3 protein-coding genes are annotated in these 3,155 nt (G+C 56.2%); all 3 read right to left on the bottom strand.

Translation table 11 applies throughout. The features are described from left to right. Positions 1-10: 10 nt before the first annotated feature. Complete coding sequence (locus ACTIKR_RS03065) at positions 11-1,345, bottom strand: HdeD family acid-resistance protein (protein WP_193089457.1); 1,335 nt, start codon at positions 1,343-1,345, stop codon at positions 11-13. A gap of 43 nt (positions 1,346-1,388) precedes the next feature. Further along, positions 1,389-2,654 carry an MASE1 domain-containing protein gene (locus tag ACTIKR_RS03060; protein ID WP_442327113.1) on the bottom strand — a complete coding sequence of 422 codons (1,266 nt, stop codon included), beginning with the start codon at positions 2,652-2,654 and terminating at the stop codon, positions 1,389-1,391. Between the two features lie 104 nt (positions 2,655-2,758). Then, on the bottom strand, positions 2,759-3,155 hold a 397-nt coding region (locus tag ACTIKR_RS03055; RefSeq protein WP_442327112.1), incomplete at its 5' end, for a DJ-1/PfpI family protein.

Below are 3,155 nucleotides of genomic sequence, written 5' to 3'. Positions count from 1 at the left end.
ATGCGCCGGCTTATCCGGAAATGGAGACATTCGAGGCCTTGCTCACACGTAGCAAACGAGCAAACCACGGTGTACTGACCGGGTGCACCACGGCGCGCAACGCACGCGCATAGTCCAGCGTCAGGCCCGGCGTCCATGCCATGGTGGTAGCGCGTTTTCTGATCTGGGCCGCAATCCATAATTCGGGCATGACCATGACCCGCAATACCTCTTGCCAGGAGCGCGAAGCCCTGTCATGCAGCACGCCGTCCAACGCAGCCTCCAGCGCATAACTGACTGAACTGGAACAGTTGCGGTAAGTCAGATTGTAAATTTCATGCTGTCTATACTCCTGCCAAAACCGCAGCAGGCCATCCGGATTGTAGGTATTGAATTTTATCTGCCAGTTTGACGGACACCAGGCCGCCGATTCAGTACTGTAATCCGGCTGGAATTGTCCCGGCACATCGTTGTCACGAGTCGCCTTGAGAATGCGAAAGAACTCGGAGGGTGAGCGGTCAATATCGCTACCTGGATAAAGGCTGATATAGGTATCGGGCAGCCTCTCCAGCGCAGCATGTCCCGTGGAGATAACGCCATTGATATCCACTGCCGCTATATACCGGTTAATGACCGGACGCGGCACGGGCGCGCCTTTGGATGAGCCTTCGGGGGTCCAGACATGCACTGTCAAGGGTTCGCTCTGGGTCTGGCCGGACGGCGCGTTGTCATTGACGGGCCGTGACAACTGCGACTTGCGGATTTTGGGCAGCACATCCGAAGGCACGAACAGCTCGAATACGGATGTGCCATCCTTCAACTGACGCGCCCTTAAAAACACGTTCAGCGTGACAAGACCCCCCATCATGAGGGTGATACCGATAAAGACTGAAATCGTTGCCGAGTAATGGCTGGGATAAGGGCCGAACATGAATAGGGCAAAACCGATTTTTGCCAGGCCGAACCCGAACGCAGTACGCCAGTTGGGAAACCGAACCACCCATGCCGAAGCCATCTGCAATAGGCCCATCACAAAATAAGCCATGCCCAGGATAAGGGCAAGCAGCATATTGCTGATGGTTTCATTGGCAAGGATCAACAACGAAATCAGAAAGAAACCGCCGCCCTTGAAATATAGCACTGCCTTTTGCGCGCCAATACCACTGGAGGCCACGCTTAACGTAATCACGCTTTCGATCAGCAGCAGCACACCGAAAAGCGTCAGTGGAAAGTAACGCACGCCATCGAACGCATCCACGAAAATCACCAGTCCTGCCACCAGCCATAAAAACCCCATAATACCCAGCAGGTAAGCATTGCGGCGAACGAAATTGGCGCCAAACAATAGCAGAGCGATTTGTATCATGATACGCTCCAGCCAAACACAGCGCAGGCAGTGGATTTTCTCATCATGATTGCCCCCCTTGCCCAACAAGCCAGGTGCCAACCAGAATGGCTTTGTCCGGCTCGCTGATAAGCACGGGCGCAGTCGCGCGGATCCGAATCCAGTCGGTTGCCGCCGATTTCAATCGAAATTCGGCTGCCTGCTCACCACCTGATTTGTCGCCACCGGTTGCCAACATGGCCGCAAGTGCAGAACGATCATCGGGATGCGCCATGGCCAGAATCTGCGTTGCGCTGCTCATGGTTTCCTGGTCCGTGCCCAGGGCCTCATGGATGCGACCGTCCCAGTCCATATGCCCACTTGTGGCGTCCAGGCGGTACATGAAAGCCGTTTCCTGTCGCTGCTCCCGGACCCCGCCATATCGCTTGACCGTCTGTGTAAAGACGCGCAGAAAAACGATCAACAGCGCGGTGCCCACCAAATAGCACTGCGCCAGCAAAAGCGACTCGCCCGGCCGCAGCGACTTGAGGAAAAACGGACCCGTGCCTTGCGAAGAATGATAGATAACGATGGCGCCCAGACATAGCAGGGCCAGCGAGCCCATGCGGTTGCCGCAGGAAATCGCTGCGACCACAGCCAGAACAACAGGGATTCCGGTCAGCGCAAATACCAGCGTGGCTCGCCATGGCGCATGACGGCGTGTCATGTCCATCTGCTCAGCGTCGAAAATGAGCCACGCACAGATTACCATCAGTATCAGGGACGCCACTCCCACCACGATCGCTTTGGTACCGGTGTTGGTACTCCCAAGTTGATAGCCACGCAGCCCCATCACGACAGCGGTCAGATACAGTACACCCGAGGCATGCGCCCCCCACCAGACCCAGACCAGTTCGTCAAACGGCGCATTATCAAATAGTGTCAGCCACCCGGCACTCAGTACCGCGGCAACTGCACTGATGACGAATGTGGCAACTATCCAGCGCAGCACGATCTGCAGACCATCTTTGTTCTGAGCATATCTGCTCACGATCCAGGCGGTGGCCATATCCGAGGCCAGCGTAATGATCGCAAGCGGCACGGCGATGGGAATATCATGACCGAAGTTGATATCCGCAATCAGATGGGCAATAAAAAACGCCGCCAGCAACCAGGGCCAGCGCCGATAATCGCTGACCAGAAAAGCGGCCACGCCAACGCCTGCGGGGAACCAGACAAAGCCCACGTGCGACAGCGGATCGTCCAGCATCAGGGAGATATAGGCTGCTGCCCAGTACAAGAGGGCCCATCCAAGGACAGAGGCAGCAGCGCGGTTTTTTGGCTCGAACACAGGCATACGTTCCGGATATATTTTGGTCACACTTTGCAATGCATGCAATATATCACGGACGTGATGGTTATAGAATGGCTAACTTCCTTGCGCACCCGCTATTGCTATACCAGGCGCTGCGCCGCCTTGCTTATTTGGGACCGGCGCTCCGCCATACTGGCGGACATGCGCCGGGTTACTTCATCCAGAACCAAGGCAGGCGCCAGCTCGGGTCTGCCTGCGTCAAACGGCGGCTGTGGCGCGTACTCAAGTCCAAGCTGAATCATTTGCGCAGTGCGCTCGTCAAATAATTCACTGATCACCGTAAGCGCAAAATCAATACCGGCGGTAACACCGCCTCCCGTAATGATGTTACCGTCCTGGACTACTCTACCTTCATCGGCAATGGCGCCAAAGGCCGGCAACTGGTCACGCCATGCCCAGTGACACGCAGCACGCCTGCCTTTGAGCAAACCAGCCGCGCCCAGAATCAGCGAACCCGTACACACCGAGGTCACATAT

This window comes from Advenella sp., from assembly GCF_052108595.1.
Lineage (GTDB): Bacteria > Pseudomonadota > Gammaproteobacteria > Burkholderiales > Burkholderiaceae_B > Advenella.
Note: the sequence above shows the minus strand (reverse complement) of the source record. Positions and strands in the feature narration are given on the sequence as shown.

Excerpts from the sequence above, each read along its gene's own strand:
- ACTIKR_RS03065 (WP_193089457.1), bottom strand. The coding sequence starts at position 1,345 with ATGATACAAATCGCTCTGCTATTGTTTGGCGCCAATTTCGTTCGCCGC.